At 50.0% G+C, this 18,800-nt stretch carries 16 protein-coding genes; 15 read left to right on the top strand and 1 reads right to left on the bottom strand.

All coding sequences use genetic code 11. The features are described 5' to 3' along the window. The first annotated feature begins 72 nt into the window (after window positions 1-72). The 5 genes from A3842_RS25995 (at window position 73) to A3842_RS25975 (ending at window position 5,830) form a co-directional block, all read left to right on the top strand. Window positions 73-1,851 carry a DAK2 domain-containing protein gene (locus A3842_RS25995; RefSeq protein WP_074103242.1) on the top strand — a complete coding sequence of 593 codons (1,779 nt, stop codon included), beginning with the start codon at window positions 73-75 and terminating at the stop codon, window positions 1,849-1,851. A 102-nt stretch (window positions 1,852-1,953) separates the two neighbouring features. Continuing rightward, window positions 1,954-2,814 carry a DegV family protein gene (locus tag A3842_RS25990; protein WP_074088606.1) on the top strand — a complete coding sequence of 287 codons (861 nt, stop codon included), beginning with the start codon at window positions 1,954-1,956 and terminating at the stop codon, window positions 2,812-2,814. Window positions 2,815-2,827: 13 nt separating this feature from the next. Continuing rightward, complete coding sequence (gene recG / locus A3842_RS25985) at window positions 2,828-4,879, top strand: ATP-dependent DNA helicase RecG (protein WP_074088607.1); 2,052 nt, start codon at window positions 2,828-2,830, stop codon at window positions 4,877-4,879. Window positions 4,880-4,951: 72 nt separating this feature from the next. After that, window positions 4,952-5,239 carry a stage VI sporulation protein F gene (locus A3842_RS25980; protein ID WP_074088608.1) on the top strand — a complete coding sequence of 96 codons (288 nt, stop codon included), beginning with the start codon at window positions 4,952-4,954 and terminating at the stop codon, window positions 5,237-5,239. A 177-nt stretch (window positions 5,240-5,416) separates the two neighbouring features. Then, window positions 5,417-5,830, top strand: coding sequence for a DUF2500 domain-containing protein (locus A3842_RS25975; protein ID WP_256701866.1), 414 nt, complete (start codon window positions 5,417-5,419; stop codon window positions 5,828-5,830). A 100-nt stretch (window positions 5,831-5,930) separates the two neighbouring features. On the opposite strand, the gene A3842_RS25970 is transcribed toward A3842_RS25975, so the two are convergent. Continuing rightward, window positions 5,931-6,860 (bottom strand): C40 family peptidase, encoded by a 930-nt coding sequence (locus A3842_RS25970; protein ID WP_074088609.1) that lies wholly within the window; start codon window positions 6,858-6,860, stop codon window positions 5,931-5,933. Between the two features lie 325 nt (window positions 6,861-7,185). On the opposite strand from A3842_RS25970, the gene A3842_RS25965 reads away from it, so the two are divergent. From A3842_RS25965 to A3842_RS25920, 10 genes are all read left to right on the top strand, one after another. Then, the gene (locus A3842_RS25965; RefSeq protein WP_074103241.1) at window positions 7,186-8,226 is read left to right on the top strand and encodes an ABC transporter substrate-binding protein; all 1,041 of its coding nucleotides are present in this window, start codon (window positions 7,186-7,188) and stop codon (window positions 8,224-8,226) included. A 70-nt stretch (window positions 8,227-8,296) separates the two neighbouring features. Beyond that, window positions 8,297-9,223, top strand: coding sequence for an ABC transporter permease (locus A3842_RS25960; protein ID WP_074088611.1), 927 nt, complete (start codon window positions 8,297-8,299; stop codon window positions 9,221-9,223). Then, window positions 9,210-10,004 (top strand): ABC transporter ATP-binding protein, encoded by a 795-nt coding sequence (locus A3842_RS25955; RefSeq protein ID WP_074103240.1) that lies wholly within the window; start codon window positions 9,210-9,212, stop codon window positions 10,002-10,004. The genes A3842_RS25960 and A3842_RS25955 overlap by 14 nt, the downstream gene beginning before the upstream one ends. Before the next feature lie 166 nt (window positions 10,005-10,170). After that, complete coding sequence (locus A3842_RS25950; RefSeq protein WP_083609741.1) at window positions 10,171-11,964, top strand: sensor histidine kinase; 1,794 nt, start codon at window positions 10,171-10,173, stop codon at window positions 11,962-11,964. Continuing rightward, complete coding sequence (locus A3842_RS25945; protein ID WP_074103239.1) at window positions 11,939-13,498, top strand: response regulator transcription factor; 1,560 nt, start codon at window positions 11,939-11,941, stop codon at window positions 13,496-13,498. Before A3842_RS25950 ends, A3842_RS25945 begins: the two co-directional genes overlap by 26 nt. Before the next feature lie 148 nt (window positions 13,499-13,646). After that, window positions 13,647-14,972 carry an ABC transporter substrate-binding protein gene (locus A3842_RS25940; RefSeq protein ID WP_074103238.1) on the top strand — a complete coding sequence of 442 codons (1,326 nt, stop codon included), beginning with the start codon at window positions 13,647-13,649 and terminating at the stop codon, window positions 14,970-14,972. 107 nt (window positions 14,973-15,079) lie between these two features. Beyond that, window positions 15,080-15,976, top strand: a complete 897-nt coding sequence (locus tag A3842_RS25935; protein WP_074088690.1) for a carbohydrate ABC transporter permease — start codon at window positions 15,080-15,082, stop codon at window positions 15,974-15,976. 3 nt (window positions 15,977-15,979) lie between these two features. Continuing rightward, the gene (locus tag A3842_RS25930; protein ID WP_074088616.1) at window positions 15,980-16,819 is read left to right on the top strand and encodes a carbohydrate ABC transporter permease; all 840 of its coding nucleotides are present in this window, start codon (window positions 15,980-15,982) and stop codon (window positions 16,817-16,819) included. A gap of 141 nt (window positions 16,820-16,960) precedes the next feature. Next, complete coding sequence (locus tag A3842_RS25925; protein WP_074103237.1) at window positions 16,961-17,752, top strand: SDR family oxidoreductase; 792 nt, start codon at window positions 16,961-16,963, stop codon at window positions 17,750-17,752. A 259-nt stretch (window positions 17,753-18,011) separates the two neighbouring features. Next, window positions 18,012-18,734 (top strand): MgtC/SapB family protein, encoded by a 723-nt coding sequence (locus tag A3842_RS25920; protein ID WP_074088691.1) that lies wholly within the window; start codon window positions 18,012-18,014, stop codon window positions 18,732-18,734. The last annotated feature ends 66 nt before the right edge of the window (window positions 18,735-18,800 follow it).

The following is an 18,800-nucleotide window of genomic DNA, read 5'->3' as shown; positions in this document are numbered from 1 at the left end:
ATATAAATTAGTGTATTATGTCCAGTTAATCATAGAATTGATTAGGCATGAAGTTAGGAAGGGGAATTCTCATTGAGTAAGCGTTCTATAAACGGAACAGATTTTACCGCAATGGTACTCGCCGGAGCGGAGAAGCTGCAGCAGCATGCAGAGCACGTCAATTCCCTGAATGTATTCCCGGTACCAGACGGTGATACGGGAACCAACATGAATTTGACGATGACTGCAGGCTCGAACGAATTGAAGAAAAATAATACCGCCTCCGTTGGCCAATGTGCAGGAGTATTGTCTAAAGGTCTCTTGATGGGCGCACGGGGGAATTCCGGCGTTATTTTGTCACAGCTGTTCAGGGGTCTTGGACGGTATGCAGCCCAATACGATGAATTGAACACGCAGCAGTTCGCAGCAGCGCTGCAGACTGGGGTGGATACAGCCTACAAAGCGGTAGTCAAACCGGTAGAGGGAACGATACTTACAGTTGCCAAGGAAGCTGCCAGACATGCCGTCTACTATGCCCGGCGCACGACGGATGTAACCGAACTGATGACTGAGGTTCTGGCCAAAGCCAAAGAAGCGTTAGCCAATACTCCGGAGCTTTTGCCTGTTCTTAAGCAGGTAGGGGTAGTCGATTCCGGTGGTCAAGGGCTGGTATACATTTATGAGGGCTTCCTTCAACATTTGATGGGAAATGGAAGCACAGCAGCACCCGCTACTGCGCAAGGACAAGCTCCTGCTCCAGCTGCGGCACCGGCAGTGCTGACCAAACATGACAATGTATTGTCCTCCGTGCAGTCCTCTGCACAATCCCAGCTGTCTACGGAAGACATTGAATTTTTATACGACATGGAGTTTTTTATCAACCGGTTGCTCGGGAATTCTATAAAAGCCAATTTTGATGAGGAATCTTTTCGGAAAGCGCTGGCAGTGAATGGTGATTCCATTATCGTCATATCGGATGATGAAACCATCAAGGTGCACGTACATTCCAAGACTCCGGGCGAGGTGCTGAATCTGGCGCTCCAATACGGTGAAATTACGCAAATTCATATCCTTAACATGCGCGAGCAGCACCGTGATCTTCTATCCGCCGGAATGGATATTGCACCTATGCCAGAGGTGTTTGCAGATATTCCTAAGGAAGAGAGCAGTGTGCAGGCACCAGCGGTTCCACCCGCGGATGATATGGCCCTGTACGGATTCATTGCCGTGTCTTCGGGGGAAGGCATCTCTGATATCTTCAGAAGCCTTGGGGTAGATGCTATTCTATCCGGCGGACAGACGATGAATCCGAGCACCGAGGATTTCGTTAATGCGATCTCATCCATTTCTGCGAAACATATTTACATCCTGCCTAACAACTCGAACATTGTGCTTGCCGCCCAGCAGGCCAAGGAATTGCTCGAAGGCGAACGTGACATTACTGTTATTCCAAGTAAAAGCATCCCGCAGGGAATTGCTGCCGCCTTTGCTTTCCAGGAGGACGATGCGGTGGACACGAATACAAGCAACATGCTGGAAGCAATCTCCCAGGTGAAATCAGGGCAAGTCACCAATGCGGTCCGTGATACGGTGATCGAGGAATTGGAGATCAAATCCGGACAGTATATCGGGATATCCAACTCGAAGATTGTATCCGCTGCCGATGATCTGCTGGAGGCAAGCCAGGCGCTGCTCACAAGCATGCTTGTGAACGGTGATGAGATTATCACCATTTTGACCGGTGCTGAAGCGGAGGAGAAGGTTACGGAATCACTGGAAAACTGGCTTGAACAAACCTTCCCGCAGGTGGAAGTTGAGGTCCATGAAGGCGGCCAGCCGCTGTATTATTACCTTTTCTCCGTCGAACCGTAGGCCTACACTTACTCCTTATATAGTCTTAAGCAGAATCAGCTGTAGCGTCCTTAATCAAGGCTGCCGTTATGTCTGCCAAATCATAGTTTGGGGAGGAAATCCATGAATCGTACCGTAATTGTCACCGACAGCACTTCCGATATCCCGCCGTCCATGGCGGAAGCGTATGGTATTGAGGTTGTTCCTTTGACCCTGATGTTCGGCGGGGAGGCATTCCGGGATAATGTGGATATGACGCCGGAGCAATTCTACGAACGCCTTCCCCGTTCATCGCAGCTTCCGACCACTTCTCAACCATCACCGGTTGAGTATATGAACGTATACCGGGGGATTCAGGAACGTGTACCGGGTGGCCGGATTCTATCGTTTCATATTTCCTCCGGTCTTAGCGGTACGTATCAATCGGCTGTTCTGGCTAAATCCATGCTGGAAGAAGAAGGAGAATCCATTACTGTAGTCGATTCTCTCTCCGCTTCCTATGGATTCGGATTTATGGTGGTCGAGGCAGCGAGACTGGCTGCACAGGGCCATAGCCCGGAAGATATTCTGACAAGAGTGGAGAATCTCCGCCAATCCCGCAAGCTGTATTTTCTGGTCGATACACTGGAATATCTGCAAAAGGGCGGCAGAATCGGCAAAGCCTCCGCATTTCTGGGGACACTGCTTAACATCAAGCCGATCTTGTCCATTGATGCGGAAGGAATTATCTATGCAGTCGAGAAGGTAAGAGGCCGTAAGAAGGCTGTAGCCCGCATGATCGAGCTGTTCAAAAAGGATCTGCCGGGTGTGGACAAAATCAACGTGGCCGTGGGTCATACGGCTGAACCGGCTTCCGGCGAAGAGTTCCTTAAGGAATTGGCCGGACACTTCACCCTGGAAGAGAAAGTGCTGACCAATGTGGGTCCTGTGGTAGGGAGCCATGTCGGGAACGGTACCTTAGCCGTTTTCATTTGGCCCGCGTAAATAGGGGATGAATATGGGACTATCTTTGGATTCAATCGAAGTGAAACAAATAAATGGCGTGAGCGCTCAAAAGCAAAATGAGCTTCACGCCTTTGGCGTCTTTACGGTGAAGGATTTGCTGGAGTATTATCCATTCCGCTATGATGATTTCCGCCCCCGCTCTCTAAGTGAGATCAAACACGGCGACAAGGCTACTCTGGTCGCTAAGGTTATTGGCATCCCTGTCCTGCAGCGTTTCGGGGGCAAATCCCGTCTGAGCTGCAAAATGGTTGCTGAGCCTTGGATGTTTACAGCTACTTGGTTCAACCAGCATTATGTGCGTGAGCAGCTGACAGTGGGGCGTGAAATCGTAATTACCGGTAAATGGGACCAGAAGCGAAATGCGATTACTGTAACCGATTATGAATTTACTGACCGGGGAGAAGGCAAAATAGGCACCCTACAGCCGGTCTATTCCGTGGGGGGCAAGATTACGCAGTCTTGGATACGCAAGATGATTCATCAGGGACTGCAGCAGTATGGGGAGCTTATTCCAGAAATTCTCCCGCATACGATCATACGGAAATATGATTTCATGTCCCGTAAACGGGCAATCGCCACCATCCATCAGCCAGAGGATACACGTGAAGGCCAGCAAGGGCGGCGGCGGATGGTATATGAAGAACTGTTTCTGTTCCAGCTTAAGGTTCAGGCCTTCAGGGTGCTAAACCGCGGCAGAATGGATGGAGTGGTGCATACGGTGGACAACGCCACAGTCCGGCAGTTTGTCCGCAGTCTGCCGTTTGAGCTGACGGATGCACAGAAGCATGTGGAGCTGGAAATCCTCCAGGACATGCGTTCGAAGTCTTGTATGAACCGGCTTTTACAGGGAGATGTGGGCTCCGGCAAAACCGTTCTTGCGGCAATCGCCCTGTATGCCACCGTGAAATCCGGATATCAGGGGGCACTGATGGTCCCTACTGAGATTCTCGCGGAGCAGCATATGCGCTCACTCACCAAGATGTTTGAGCCATTTGGGATAACGGTGGGGCTTCTGACAGGAAGTGTGAGCGGACGTAAACGGAAGGATCTGCTGGCCTCGCTGCAAATGGGTATGCTCGATATTGTGGTAGGCACCCATGCCTTGATACAGGAAGATGTTTTCTTCCGCGGGCTGGGGATGGTGGTTACGGATGAGCAGCACCGTTTTGGCGTCAACCAGCGCAGTATTCTGCGCCGCAAAGGCTACAATCCGGATGTGTTGACGATGACGGCAACGCCCATTCCTCGTACGCTTGCGATTACTGTCTTCGGCGATATGGATGTGTCCACACTTTCTGAGCGTCCTAAAGGACGTGTACCGATCACGACCTATTGGGTGAAACCTGATCTGATGGAGCGGGTATTGAAGCTGGTCAGCCGTGAGATCGATCAGGGCAGGCAGGCTTATCTGATCTGTCCATTGATTGAGGAATCGGAAAAGCTGGACGTGCAGAACGCGATTGATCTGCATATTCAAATGTCGCAGTCGTTTCCAAATTATAAGGTCGGTCTGCTGCACGGCCGGATGACACCTGGTGAAAAGGACGAAGTCATGCGGGCCTTCTATAGTAATGAGGTTCAGCTGCTGGTCTCCACAACGGTTGTAGAGGTCGGTGTCGATGTGCCCAATGCCACACTGATGATCATTATGGACGCAGACCGCTTTGGACTGTCTCAGCTGCATCAGTTGCGCGGCCGGGTGGGGCGGGGCCAGCATGCATCCTTCTGCGTGCTAGTAGCGGATCCGAAATCCGAAATCGGACGTGAGCGTATGACGGCGATGACGGATACAGATGATGGTTTTGAGGTGTCACGAAGAGATCTGGAGCTGCGCGGTCCGGGTGACTTCTTTGGAACCAAGCAGAGCGGGCTGCCAGAGTTCAGACTGGCTGACATGACCGCCGACTTTGAGGTGCTGGAGCAAGCCAGGGATGATGCTGCCGGATTGCTGAAGGAAACGGATTTCTGGACCTCGACCGACTATGCGGCACTGCGTAGCTACTTGCAGAATGAGCAGATTTTTCAAGGGGACTTAATAGATTAATTTAATTAGGCACATGTGTCACCTTACTCTCATATACTGTGAATGATTGGAATATGACAGGAGGTGCTGCGCGTGGGCTATCAGCAATTTGGAATCAGTCCCCAGCTGGTGGATCGCATCAAGCTGAAGATGAAAAATCCGGCTGTTAAAGAACGAATTAAGAATATGATCAACGGAGTTTCCAAGCAAGAGCTTCAGGATACTGCGGTGGTGCGCAGACTGGTGCGAAATGCTTCGGCAGTAATGGGGGAGAAGTTGACTTCAACCCAGGAAGATCAAATTGTAAAATTTGTAATTGCCCAGAAGATCGACCCCAATAATACGTTTCATCTGATCCGGCTATGGGGGATGTTCCGGTAGAACCTCTCATTTTGGAACAACAGTATGAATCATCAGGTATTACCTTAAAACGCGTTCACGCTGTATTTAGCGGTAACGCGTTTTTGCTTGAAATCTGGCTTAGTAGACAGGAAATAATGAAACCAGACTAGCTATACTGCGTAAATCGTAGTAAAACAGACCTTTTAAAATAAATTTGTGAAGGAAGCGATTTATTTGGGCGGATGGAGCAGTTTTAGCGCTTTCGGTGATTTTCAGCAGCGCAGCGGATTTCAGAGTTTTATTCACGAAATGCCTTTGTTTATGAAGATTATGTTTTTATTGGTCATAGGATTTTTTGTCTTTGTTATCTTCAAATCACTGAAGGCTTGGTCAACTAACAACGCAAGTCCGCTGCTCTCCGTTCAAGCCGCAGCAGTCACGAAACGTACTGAGGTATGGGGAGGCTCGGGTGATTCCAGCGCAAACACCAGGTATTATGTCACTTTTCAATTTCAAGATGGCAACCGTGTGGAGCTGATAGTGCCCAGCCAGGAGTTCGGGTTGATTGTCGAGGGGGATAAGGGCCAGCTTAGCTATCAGGGAACCCGGTTCAAAGGTTTTGTCCGTTAGACCTGGGACTCAGTCGGCATAAAAAATGCAAGGGATCTTGGGCCTCGGCTGTCCGAAGGCCTGATCTCCTTGCATCTTGTTGGGACCCAGCTGCTGCCGGTTAGAGAACTCTCTGCATATGAAGCATGACATGGCTCCAATAGCCGCTGTCCAGATCACTGATCTGGACCCCCGGATCACCCCAGGTATGAATAAATTTGCCGTCTCCGATGTAGATACCGACATGTCCCGGAACCGCATCACTCGCAAAGCGTCCGGGGACTGTGAAGAAAATCAGGTCTCCAACCTCAAGCTCGCTGCGGCTTACCCGTCTGCCCAGATTGTCCTGGTCCTTAGCTAAACGGGGAAGGTCGACTCCGAATTTCTTGAAGACATGACGGGTGAATGAAGAGCAGTCGAACCGCTTGGTTTCCTCGTAAGGTCCTGCGCCGAATTCATACGGGACACCCAGGAACTTTTTGGCATAGGCAACAAGCTCTCTGCTGTCTGTTGCGGACAGGCTTTGAATACGCAATGGTTTTGCTTCCTCGGTATTACTGGTTCCTGCAGTGTCCACCTTATCAGAGGGGGGAGCCACGTTAATCTCGCCGGTACGTGGATTCCACCCTACTTCGGTCTGCAGCAGCTTGGATAGTGAAGTAGGTGTGATATAAATTTGACCGTTTCGGCGTACCGGAGCATCCGGCAACTTTATCTTTTGTCCCAAGGAGAATACTTGCGTAGAATCTGGATGCAGCATATACATTACATCGGTATAGCCGATTTTGGCATAACCCCCGCTGGAGGTATCATCCTTCATCCGGTAACCGATCGAAGAGGCCGCTGGTTTCAGAGGAATCCAGTATTTACCGTGGCTGTCGGTGAATGAAGCTTTTTCATAGTAACTGCCTGAAAGTGATCCTGCAGGTGTTACAGTATTGACCTTTGGTTTCTGATCGCTTGTGCTATAGCTGCAAGCAGTATTAGCTATAATGGCTATAGACAGCAAAGCTGCTGCAGCAATCGATTTTGCGGGTCTGTTTGTTGTCATCATGTCACGCTCCATGTTCAAACTGTAATTTAAGTTTGTGCAGGGAGCGTTTTTTTATGTAGGGAGGATAAAGGGAATCAATGTCAAGATCAAACAGAGAAGCCGAACCTTATTTAACCACGGAGTAATATTGTAAAAAATGGTCATGTCATAAGTGATTGACGGAAAATGAACCTTTATATAAGATAAGCTTATTATATTTACGTTTTAGATGCGGGTTTCGCGGCAGCTTATGCTTTAATGCTTTTAAAGATAAAAGCACTACTGCTGAGTCGCTACCATTGAGGCACGCGCTGAATCCGTAAAAAGAAGAGGGGTATATAGGATGAAAACAAAAAAATTATGGCTCGGCCTAAGTCTATGTGCAATGCTGGCAGTTACTGCCTGCGGGACTAACAATAATAAAGGTGCGGATTCAGGAAGTACGAATTCAGGAAAAGCAGATTCCAAAACTTACAAAATAGCGATCTCCCAGTATGTCGAGCATCCTTCTCTGGATGCTACCCGGGAAGGATTCCTGGCCGCACTGAAGGATGCCGGAATCGTAGAGGGCAAGAATCTGAAGGTTGACCTGGAGAACGCCCAGGCAGACTCGTCCAATAACCTGTCTATCGCCCAGAAGATTGCGGCAGACAAGAATGATCTCGTGCTGGGGATCGCAACTCCTTCTGCACAGGCTGTAGTTCAGGCAGAAGGCAAGGATACACCCATCCTGTTCGCAGCGGTTACCGACCCGCTAGACGCGAAGATTGTCAAGGATCTGGATCATCCCGGGGGGAATGTATCCGGGGCATCAGACACCAACCCTGAGGCAATCACAAGACTGATGACTTTTATTGCCGAGCAGTTCCCGAATGTCAAAAAGCTGGGCCTTATTATTAATGAAGGGGAACCGAATGCTGTGGTTATGGCTAACATTGCCAAGACCGAGCTGGACAAGCATGGCATCGAGCTGGTTAAAGCGGCAATTACCAACACCTCTGAAGTGAAACAGGCGGCAGAATCGCTTGTTGGCCGTGTGGATGCCTTGTACATCACACTGGACAACTCGGTAGTAAGCGCTGTGGACACGATCATTCAGACTGCTAATGACAACAAAATTCCATTTTTCTCCGCTGACCGCGATACGGTGGAGAAGGGGGCTTTTGCAACCGTGGGCTTCAAATATTATGACCATGGCTACCAGGTAGGACAAATGGCTGTGGAAGTGCTGAAGAATGGTAAGAATCCGGGAGACATGAAGGTAACGATGCAAGAGAAGCTGGACCTTATTCTGAACCTGAAAGCTGCAGCAGCACAGGGGATAGAAGTTACGGATGCTATGAAGGCTAAAGTCTCGGATCCGGATACTAATATTATTCAATAAATGGTAGATATATCAATGGGGGGACTCCGGCACAGGACCACCCCTTGCCGTTTGAGGGAGGAAGTCAGCGATGTTTGATTCAATCATTGGAGCCGTGGAAATGGGCTTGTTATATGCTTTTATGGCTCTAGGTGTATATATTACATTCCGTATTCTTGATTTTCCGGATTTGACTGTGGATGGCAGCTTCACAACGGGGGGAGCCATTGCCGCAGTAATGATTACGCACGGCTACTCGCCATGGCTGGCCACTATATGTGCACTTGGAGGCGGTATGGCAGCAGGGATGTGTACCGGACTTCTGCATACGAAGGGGAAGATCAACGGACTCTTGTCCGGAATATTAATGATGATCGCACTGTATTCCATTAATTTGCGGATTCTGGATAAACCTAACGTTTCGATCATGGGTGAGGATTCTTTATTTACCTCCATTAATCCGCTTCTGGTCATGCCCATTGTGATGATTGCGGTAAAAATCCTGATGGATCTGTTTCTGCATACCGATCTGGGGCTTGCTCTCCGGGCCACTGGCGACAACTCCCGAATGATTCGAAGCTTCGGGGTGAATACGGATAGCACCACGATCCTTGGCATCAGCCTGGCTAATGGAATGGTGGCGCTCTCGGGTGCGCTGATAGCCCAATACTCTGCATTTGCTGATTCTACTATGGGTATTGGAATGATCGTCATTGGACTTGCTTCGGTTATTATCGGCGAGGCTATCTTTGGAGCCGGAAATGTATTCCGGGCAACCCTTGCAGTAATTCTGGGTTCTATCGTCTATCGTATTGTTGTAGCGCTGGCACTTCGGGTTCCCTGGCTGAAGGCTTCGGATCTTAAATTGATCACTGCGATCATTGTCATTATTGCACTGGTGTTCCCTTCGGTTCAACGTTTCATGAAGCAGAAGAGAATCGCGCGCAGACGCAGTGCTGAACTTGTGCATGAGGCGCTGGGCAACAAGAATGGGGGGGCAGCCGATGCTAAAGCTTAATAGGGTATCCAAGCTGTTCAATCCGGGCACCCCGGATGAAAAAATAGCGCTGCTCGGTATTGATCTTGAGCTCCGCAGTGGTGACTTTGTGACTGTGATCGGCAGCAACGGTGCAGGCAAGTCCACACTCATGAATGTCATCTCCGGTGTGATGAAACCCGATCTTGGGGAAGTACGCATTGAGGGGAGCCCGATCAGCGCACTGCCAGAGTTCCAGCGGGCCCGCTGGATTGGCCGGGTATTTCAGGACCCTATGGCCGGTACGGCACCGCATATGACGATCGAAGAGAATCTGGCGATTGCCTTCAAAAGAGGCCAGGGCCGCAGAATGTCCTTCGGAGTCTCGGCTGCACGGCGGACCCTGTTTCGTGAACAACTGAGCCGGCTTGGCATTGGCCTGGAGAACCGGCTGAGAGCCAAGGTAGGACTGCTCTCCGGCGGAGAGCGGCAGGCACTTAGCCTGCTCATGGCGACCTTCACACATCCGCAGATTCTGCTTCTGGACGAGCATACGGCTGCACTAGACCCTGCACGAGCCGAATTAATCACTGGGCTGACCAAGTCTATTGTCCGCGAGCTGAACCTGACAACACTTATGGTTACCCATAACATGGAGCAGGCTATTCGTCTCGGCAACCGGCTGATCATGATGGACAAGGGCAGCATCATCCTTGATATTGATGAGGACCGCAAGCAGGATCTGACCGTAGAGCGGCTTCTCGGTGAATTTGAGGCCATCAGCGGACATAAGCTGGCGGATGACCGGATGATGTTAGGATAGACGCGACGCGCTGAGTATGCAATGAGTAAACCGAAACTTGGAATTCAGTCAAATGTGACTGGATTTCCAAGTTTTTTTGGTTTATATTTCCATGGGAGGAACTTTCGATTAATATATAATGAAGTATAGGTTTTACATCTAAAGAGAAAGCAGAGTGAGACGCATGATGTTTTACAAAAATAAGAGCGCTTTCAAAAACTCGGGAATCTTTAGCAAGATGATCATGCTGATTTCGTTTTTACTGTTGCTGTCGTTTTTGTTCTCTCTGATCTTCTTGCAGTATGTGTATCGTATCTATGACCATCAAATTTATGAAAAAGCCTCTGAGGTGCTGGGCATGTCTTCGATCAGCATCGAAAACGAACTGAAAGAGCTGGAGCAGCTGTCTTTCACTGTCGTTTCGGATGAACAGATCCAGAATTGCCTGCGGCAATTATTGGATAATCCTTCCCCGTATCAAAGACAACTGCTCCACAACAAAATCATCAACCGGCTTGTGGCCTTTGCAGGTGCGGAGAAATATGTGTATTCGATGATGATGTTGGATGCGAATGATGGTGTGATGACGGCGGGCAACCGGGAAGGGCTGTCACAAGCTCTGCAGGACCAGCTCAAACCGCTCGCCATCGAAGGTGCAGGCAGTAATGTATGGTATAGCCAGGGAAGTAAAAATTCACTTTTGGCAGTTAGGCAAATCAAATCGTACACAGGTTCCACCTTTACGCTAGACAATTTGGGGACACTTGTCATCCGTATCCGCGTCGAACGGATTATTGCTGACAGCACCAGCACAGCAGAGGATGGAAGCCAGCTCATTGTAATGGATAAGGGTACCGGAGAGTCCATATACCCTGGAGATCCGCTCCTGCTGCCGCAGGAACTGGCTGAGGAGGTGCGGCGTCAGGAATCCTACAGGACCGTCAGCTATAGCAAGGGCACCTATTTTGTAGCCAAAACGAACTCGTCGTATATGGACTGGACCTACGTTAATGCTACGCCGTTCAATGAAATGTTCAGGCAGATCACCTTTGTCAAAAGATTGGTTGTAGTCATCTTCGGCTGTATCCTGCTGCTGGGGCTGCTGCTGGGTTACCGGCTGGCACGAAGCATTGCCCGGCCCATCTCGAAGCTGACCGAAAAGATGCGGCGGATCGAGAAGGGCGACCTGGACAATCTGGAGGAGCAGGCGTTAGGTTATGTCTCGCAGACCGCGCAGGATGAAGTAAGCCAATTGAACCGCACCTTCAAAATGATGATCCGCCGGATCCGGGAGCTCATCGATGAGAATTATGCCAAGCAGCTTGTGATTAGAGAAACAGAGTTGAAAGCGCTTCAAGCCCAGATTAACCCGCATTTTTTGTACAATACGCTGGAATCGATCAATTGGCTGGCGAAGGTCAACAAGCAGAAGCAAATATCTGAAATGGTTGAGGCGCTGGGCTTTCTGCTGCGGAGCTCGATCGGACTGAAAGACCCGCTGATATCCCTGGAAAAGGAGCTGAACATCGTCCGCAGCTATGTTATTATCCAGCGCACACGATTTGAGGAGCGTCTGGATTTCCGGCTGGATGTGCCTGATGACCTGCTGGATGCGCTGATTCCGAAGCTGACACTGCAGCCGCTGGTAGAAAATGCGATCCGGTATGCGCTGGAGCCGAATATTGAGCCGTGCCTTATTTCTATCTCAATCTCTATGACCGACAGCGGGCTGGATCTTAGGGTCAGTGACAACGGTCCGGGAATGACAGCAGAATTCATCCGCGAGCTGCAGCAGGGCAGAATCCAGACTCGTGGCGAGGGGATCGGGCTGGCAAACATCACAGAGCGTATTCAGATTGTTTTTGGACAGGAATGGGGAACGGAAATAGAGAGTACACCTGGAGCCGGCACGACGATTCATGTACACATTCCGTATTGGAGAGGAGAAATCAGACATGTACAGATTGCTGCTGGTGGATGATGAACGCTTGATTCTGGAAGGGATCTCCCAAGTGGTGGATTGGGGGCTGTCAGGTACCGAGCTGGTGGGGACGGCACGCAACGGCATTGAGGCACTTGAACAAATCGGGAAGCTGGAACCGGATATTGTAATCACTGATATTTCCATGCCGGGCCTGGATGGGCTTGGGCTTGTGGACCGCTGCAGCGTACAGTATCCCGGGATAAAATTTGTAATGCTGACCGGGTATAAGGATTTTGATTATGCCTGCAGCGCCATGCAGCATGGAGTGAGGCATTACCTGCTGAAACCCTGCAATGAGAAGCAGATTCATGAGGCGCTGACCGAGCTTGTGCAGGAGCTGAATGAGGAGAGACGCCGCGAGCAATTCGTCACCGAGATGAAGCATCGCCTCACCAAGGTGCTGCCGCATGTCAAAGCACAGTTTCTAAAGGAATGGATTTCCAATAAAACGTACGGGAGTCACGACCTGGATTATTATCAGGAGCTGTTCGGCATTGAGCTGGGCGGCAAAGGTGTCCGGCTCATCCTGTTCAGGCTGGAGGAGTCTGTTGAGTATGAGCATTTGTTCGCCCTGCAAAATATTGCCCAGGATATGCTAAGTGAGGTGCTTCTCTGTACGACAATTGGTTCCCAGTTGCTGATCCTGCTGGAACAGCCGGAAGAAGCGGACCCTCAGCATGATCTGCTGGAACGGATTGCTAGCGTGAAGGAGATCTTTTTTAACTTTTACAAAATCCATGTAACGATCGCTGTCAGTGATAAGGGACGGATGAGTGAGTCGCGTTGTCTGTACCGGCAGACGCTGCAGTGCATGAATCACCGGTTTTATCTTGAAGAAGGCAGTCTGATCACCGGAAGTGATATTCCCTCTGATGAGCTTAGCGGCCATGGCGAAATAGATCTGCAAGAGGAGCAGACTTGCCTGCTGATCAAAGCCGGGGACCAACATGCTGTTGTGAACGAGCTGGGCCGCTTATTCGGCGTGCTTGCAGACCAGCGATTGGAGATGAATGTGACGCGTTCCTATGTGCTTCAGCTGTACTCGGCGATGATCCGGTTATGCATTCCCGACGAGCGGAACCGGTTTACTTCCGGGCTGGCAGAGCTGGCGGAACTCGGTACACTGGGGAGTCTAAAAGCTTTTGTCATGAATGCGGCAGAACGGCTTACCGCCATGTATGACCGTCATTTTGTGACCCGACAATCTGCGATTGTAGATAAAATGCTCCATATCATCGAGGCCGATTATCAGAACTCGGAGCTGTCGCTCGGCTCGGTGGCTGCTGAGATGCTCTATATGAATCCCGACTACCTCGGGAAAATATTCAAAAAAGTAACCGGTGAGAAGTTCTCCAACTATGTCACCAGCTACCGGATTGGCAAAGCCTCCGAGCATATTATCCGCAGCGGCGATGTGAAGGTATTTGAGCTGGCAGAGCTGTACGGATTTGGCGGCAATGCCCAATATTTCAGCCAGGTGTTCAAGAAGGTGACCGGGAAGACGCCGACGGATTTTATGAAGCCCCAGTAAGGAATAGAACACTTGAACCTGATTATTGAACAAAGATGACGGTTTTTTGTATTCAAGAAAGTGGCGGAATTTGAGAGAATTTAGTCATGGAAGCGTTACCAGTCCAACTGGACTTCCTACTCACATTACGAAAAGGGGAGATATCCAATTGAAAAAGAGATTCGCATTATTGGCTGTTCCGATGCTGCTGTCCATGCTGGCCGGATGCGGCGGCAACAATAACAACACTCAGGATTCCGCTGCGGCCGACGCAGCAACCAACCAACCGGCGAAGGCAACGGCTGCCAGTTCTTCAGAACCTGTAACGCTGCGGATTGCCTGGTGGGGCAGCGATACGCGCCATTCGTATACCCAGCAGGTCATTGATATGTATGAAGCCCAGAATCCGAATGTGAAGATCGAACCGGAATACGCATCTTTCGACGACTACTGGAAAAAGCTTGCTCCCCAAGCTGCAGCTAACCGCCTCCCTGATATTGTACAAATGGACGTGTCCTACATTAATCAATACGGCTCTAACGGCCAGTTGGAGGATTTGACGCCCTACCTGAACAAGACGATCCAGGTGGGTGATGTGAATGAAAATGTACTCTCTACCGGAGTTATTGATAGCAAACAATACGGTATTCCACTGGGAGTTAACGTGCTTGGATTCCAATACGACCCTGCATTACTGAAGAAAGCCGGTGTAGACGCGATTCCTGAGAACTGGACCTGGGATCAGTACAAGGAGATTGCCATGAAAGCCAAAGACGCCGGACTTTTCATGGATTCCTCCATGGCTGCGGATATTTTCTTCAACTACTATCTGCGCACAAAGGGCCTGTCACTCTACAACACAGACGGCTCCGCACTGGGCTACGATGATGATGCACTGTTCAGAGACTTTTTCGGGATGACTTCCGATCTCATTGCCAAAGGTGCAGTGCCGTCACAAGACAAACTGAGCCAGAACAAAGGCGTTATCGAAGAATCGGACATCGTTAAAGGAACCGGAATCGGCATGTGGCAGTGGTCGAACCAGTATGTGGCCCTGCAAATCGCAGTGAACCGTCCAATGGAGCTGGCCCCAATGCCGGGTCCGGATATGGAAAAAGGCCTGTATATGCAACCAAGCATGTACTGGTCAGTTACAGCGAACTCCAAGTCCAAGGAGGAAGCAGCCAAGTTTATCGATTTCTGGACCAACAATGCTGAGGCAAACAAGCTGATCAAAGGTGAACGCGGCGTACCGATTTCGAGCAAAATTAAGGAATCCCTCGCTACGGAATTAACAGATTCCGGTAAACAGGTGTTCAAGTTCGTAGCAGATATGGAGCCTAAAACTTCTCCAATGAGTCCTCCTGTAGGTTCGCCTGAAGTGGTTGCCTTGCTGACCGACCTTGCAGAGCAAATGAACTTTGGCCAGATCAAACCGGATGCTGCTGCAGCACAGTTCCGCAAAGAAGCCAGCGAGATTCTGGCGAACCGCTAAAACGGTAGATACCATACTGTGAATTCTAACTAGATAGGAGTTGGAGAACGTTGGGCTTAAGCAATCCCCTTACCTCAAGTCCGCGGGCCTATAGAACGAAGAAACCGCTGGGCCACCGGCTGCGCAAGAATTTGACGGGTTATGCCTTTATCAGTCCATTCATCATCGGGTTCCTGTGCTTTACACTGGTCCCGATGGCTATATCCCTGTATCTGTCTTTTACCAAGTATAATCTCTTCGCTCCGCCGCGCTGGATCGGATTTGACAATTATACTAAAATGTTCACCGGCGATCCCAAATACTTGCATTCCCTTAAGGTTACGCTGCTGTATGTGTTCGTTGGTGTACCGCTCCGTCTGGGCTTCGCCTTGTTCGTAGCGATGATTCTGAATACCAAGTCCCGGATGGTGGGCGCTTACCGCACGGTGTATTATCTGCCTTCCATCATCGGGGGCAGTGTGGCAGTCTCCATCATGTGGCGCAATATTTTTAGTGACACCGGAATTATCAACGGCATGCTTGGCTTCTTCGGCCTGGGACCTGTCAGCTGGTTCGGCAATCCCAATGCCGCACTATTCATGCTGATTACGCTGTCTGTCTGGCAGTTCGGCTCGTCAATGCTGATCTTCCTGGCGGGGCTGAAGAATATCTCAGGGGAGATGTATGAAGCAGCAAGTGTGGACGGGGCGAGCTTTTTCCGCAAATTCTTCAAAATCACCCTGCCGCTGCTCAGCTCCGTCATCTTGTTCAACATGGTTATGCAGACTATCAGTGCATTCATGACCTTTGTACCTGCTTATATCATCTCCAAAGGCGAGGGCGGCCCAATGGACGGTACGATGCTCTACTCCCTGTATTTGTTCCGCCAGGCCTTCATGTTCAACAACATGGGGTATGCCTCGGCAATGGCTTGGGTGATGCTGCTGCTGGTAGGTATTATGACAGGCATTCTGTTCAAAACATCCAAATCATGGGTCTTCTATGAATCGGGAGGGGGAAAGTGAGCCATGGTGAAAAATAAAATCAAATGGCCAATCTACCACATTCTGATCGGCGGACTCGCTATTATCATGCTGTACCCGATTCTGTGGATGGTCCTGAGCTCCTTTAAGGAAAGCCGTCTGGTATTTGTTACCGCACAGACCCTGCTGCCGCATCCCTGGGAATGGGGCAATTACGCCAAAGGCTGGGAAGGCGTAGCCGGTTACTCCTTTGGAGTGTTCATCAAGAACTCTTTTGTGATTGTTATCGTCGCCACAATTGGTGCCGTATTCTCTTCGTCACTGGTAGCGTTCGGCTTCGCCCGCAACAAATTTGCCGGACATGGCCTTTGGTTCGGGATCATGATGATGACCCTGATGCTGCCGGCTGACGTCGTGCTGGTTCCGCAATATATTATTTATACCAAGCTGAATTGGCTGGACAGCATCCGGCCGATCGTGATTCCACAGTTCTTCGGGGTTCCATTCTTCATCTTCCTGATGCTGCAGTTCATCCGCACAATTCCCGCAGAGCTGGATGAAGCAGCGACAATTGACGGCTGCGGCAAGTTCAGACTTTATTACAAAATCATCCTGCCGCTGATCCGACCATCGATGGCAACAGCAGCGATCTTCTCCTTCTACTGGCGCTGGGAGGATCTGCTGGGGCCTGTGCTCTACCTGAATTCACCTTCCAAGTACACAGTGTCCATGGGCCTCAAAATGTTCCTGGACAGTGAGTCTGTATCCAACTGGGGCCCGATGTTCGCTATGTCCGTACTGAGTCTCACACCGGTTATGCTGATCTTCTTCATCTTCCAGAAGCAGATTGTGGATGGCATCAGCACAAGTGGTCTCAAGGGCTAAGTATGTGATGGGGAAAGGGTGTGCTGAAGTGAAATGCAACAGGCAGCCCACCTTTTGCCGATTCACTCCCGGGTATGCGAGGTATAAGTTAGGGAAACAACTTAACTAGAATGCGTAATTACTTAGGGAGGGACATCAGGTATGGCAGAACAAAAGCTTCAAGGCAAGGTAGCCATTGTCAGCGGGGGCGGATCTGGCATCGGGCGGGCGTCCGTGCTGGAGTTTGCCCGAAACGGGGCGAAAATTGTGATGCTTGACCGTACGGTCGAGCATGCCGAAAAGGTGCGCCGGCAGGTGGAGGGAGAAGGCGGAGAAGCCGTAGTCATTGAATGTGACATTGCTGAACCGCAGCAGGTGGAAGAGGCGGTGAAGCAGGCCGCAGCCAAATGGGGCAGACTCGATATTGTCTTCGCCAACGCCGGTATTAATGGAGCGATGACACCGATTGAAACCATGGACATCGCATCTTGGGACCAGACTATGAACATCAACCTTCGGGGTACCTTTGCCACTGTCAAATATGCGATTCCTTACTTGAAAAAGAATGGCGGCAGCATATTGATCAACAGTTCCATTAACGGCAACCGTGTCTTTTCAAATATCGGCTTCTCAGCTTACAGTACTACCAAGGCGGGTCAAGTGGCCTTTATGAAGATGGCTGCGCTGGAGCTCGCCCAGTACAAAATACGTGTCAATGCGATATGCCCGGGTGCAATCACTACGAATATTGACGACAACACGTATCCATCCGAAGACCTGAAGGAAGTGCAGATTGCTGTGGAATTCCCGGACGGCGGAGAGCCGCTGGAAAAAGGGCCAGGGCGTCCGGATCAGGTGGCTAAACTGGCGCTGTTTCTGGCTTCAGATGATTCCGATCACATTACCGGTACAGAAATCTTTTGTGATGGTGCCGAATCACTGCTGCACGGGTAACCTCTTCTAACCGATAATAAGCAAGCATACCTTTAATGAAGCAGTTGTCTGGAGAAACGGGTTCTGTCTTCTGCACTTGTACAGCCCTGCAGGCTGTAAGTATAGCAGAGTACAGCGATACCGTTTCTTCGTGTTTTAATGACGGGTCGCATAGGCGGCTATTCAGTAAAATATTTGGACGCCTGTATTAAAGATGGCGCAGGCGTTGCTGCTTAGGTATACTATTTTTATCGTCTTAGAAGAGAGGGCACTTATGAATATGGATCTTAATCTGCACATGGAATCGATTATCAAACTGCTTGTGGCCATGCTGTTCGGGCTGTTCATCGGGATTGACCGGCAATTAAAACAGAAACCGCTGGGGATCCGGACCAGTATGGTCATCAGTATCGCAAGCTGTCTGGTGACACTCGTCTCCATTCATGCTTACGACAAATTTGGCGGAACAGAGCATCCCAACATGGACCCGATGCGTCTTGCGGCGCAGATTGTCAGCGGGATCGGGTTTCTCGGAGCAGGCGTGATTCTCCGCCGGGGCGGAGATGCGATTTCAGGCCTCACCTCCGCAGCGCTGATCTGGACGGCGTCCGGGATCGGAATCGCGGTCGGAGCAGGCTTTTATGTGGAAGCCGGGTATGCAGTAGTACTGCTGATGTTCGCTGTCAATGCTGTACCGCATCTAATCAAGGTTATTGGGCCTGAGGTGCTGAACAAGCACGAAATCTCTGTCAAAATCATCATGGAGCCTAATTATGTGCTGACAGATGTGATCCAGAAAATTGAAGAACGTCATGCGGTCGAATCCCGGAAGACGAAGAAGAACGGCAGGACGATCCGGCGAATGAAAATCAAGGATCTGGATGACGGAAGACAAATGATCGATATGCTCATTTCTGCTCCAGACCGTGAATACTCAACGGAAATCTATTATGACGTGAAGAAAATTGAGCATGTGATGAGCGTGGAAGTGGAACAGTTGTAAAAATGACATATTCCCTCCTGGGCAGATGTGGTAATCTATCTAGGAGAGCGTCATTTTGAGATTATG

It is taken from the genome of Paenibacillus sp. P3E (assembly GCF_001909045.1).
Taxonomy (GTDB): domain Bacteria; phylum Bacillota; class Bacilli; order Paenibacillales; family Paenibacillaceae; genus Paenibacillus_AQ; species Paenibacillus_AQ helianthi.
The sequence above is the reverse complement of the archived record's forward strand: the minus strand, read 5'-3'. Positions and strand labels throughout refer to the sequence as shown.